At 70.5% G+C, this 1,262-nt stretch carries 1 protein-coding gene; it reads left to right on the top strand.

What is annotated here, in order from left to right:
- On the top strand, positions 1–1,262 hold a 1,262-nt coding region (locus ACKUB9_RS34290), incomplete at both ends, for a UDP-glucose dehydrogenase family protein (protein ID WP_407531165.1).

Below are 1,262 nucleotides of genomic sequence, written 5' to 3'. Positions count from 1 at the left end.
CCGGCTACGTCGGCCTGGTGTCGGGAGCCTGTTTCGCGGATTTCGGACACGACGTCGTGTGCGTCGACACCGATCCGGCCAAGATCGCGGCCCTCAATGCAGGCCGCATTCCCATCTTCGAGCCCGGCCTCGACGCGCTGGTGGCCGAGAATACCCGCCAGGGCCGCCTCACCTTCACCACCGATCTTAGGCCCGCCGTCGCACAGGCCGACGCCGTCTTCATCGCGGTCGGAACCCCGTCCCGCCGCGGCGACGGCTTCGCCGACCTCTCCTTCGTCTTCCAGGCCGCCCGCGACATCGCAAACGCGCTCGCCCGCCCCACCGTCGTGGTCACCAAGTCCACCGTCCCGGTCGGCACCGGCGACGAGGTCGAGCGCATCATCCGCGAGACCAACCCCGAAGCTGACGTCGCCGTCGCCTCCAACCCCGAGTTCCTGCGCGAGGGCGCGGCCATCGCCGACTTCAAGCGCCCCGACCGCATCGTCATCGGCGCCGACGAGCCCCGCGCCGCCGAGGTGATCAGCGAACTCTACCGTCCGCTCTACCTCAACCAGGCCCCGATCCTGGTCACCTCCCGGCGCACCGCCGAGCTGACCAAGTACGCCGCCAACGCGTTTCTCGCCACCAAGATCACCTTCATCAACGAGATCGCGGATCTCTGCGAGCAGGTCGGGGCCGACGTGCAGCAGGTGGCGCGCGGGATCGGGCTGGACAACCGGATCGGGGGCAAGTTCCTGCACGCCGGGCCGGGCTATGGCGGCTCGTGCTTTCCCAAGGACACGCTGGCGCTGGTCAAGACGGCGCAGGATGCCGGCAGCCCGGTGCGTCTGGTGGAGACGGTGGTGGCGGTCAACGACAGCCGCAAGCGGGCGATGGCGCGGAAAGTCGTGGCGGCCTGCGGGGGGTCCGTGCGGGGCAAGCGGGTGGCGGTGCTGGGTCTGACGTTCAAGCCCAACACCGACGACATGCGCGAGGCGCCGTCGCTGTCGATCATCGCGGGCCTGCAGGATGCGGGGGCGAGCGTGGTGGCGTACGACCCGGAGGGGATGGAGCAGGCGCGGGGCCTCTTGAGCGGGGTGACGTACGCGCCGGACGCGTATGCGTGCGCGGAGGGAGCGCACGCGCTGGTGCTGGTGACGGAGTGGGACGCGTTTCGGGCGCTGGATCTGGCGCGGCTGCGCGGCGCGATGGCGGCGCCGGTGCTGGTGGACCTGCGCAACGTCTACCGGGCCGACGACGTCCGCAAGCACGGCTTCGCCTAT

It is taken from the genome of Methylobacterium oryzisoli (assembly GCF_046557895.1).
GTDB classification, from domain to species: Bacteria; Pseudomonadota; Alphaproteobacteria; order Rhizobiales; family Beijerinckiaceae; genus Methylobacterium; species Methylobacterium oryzisoli.
Note: the sequence above shows the minus strand (reverse complement) of the source record. Positions and strands in the feature narration are given on the sequence as shown.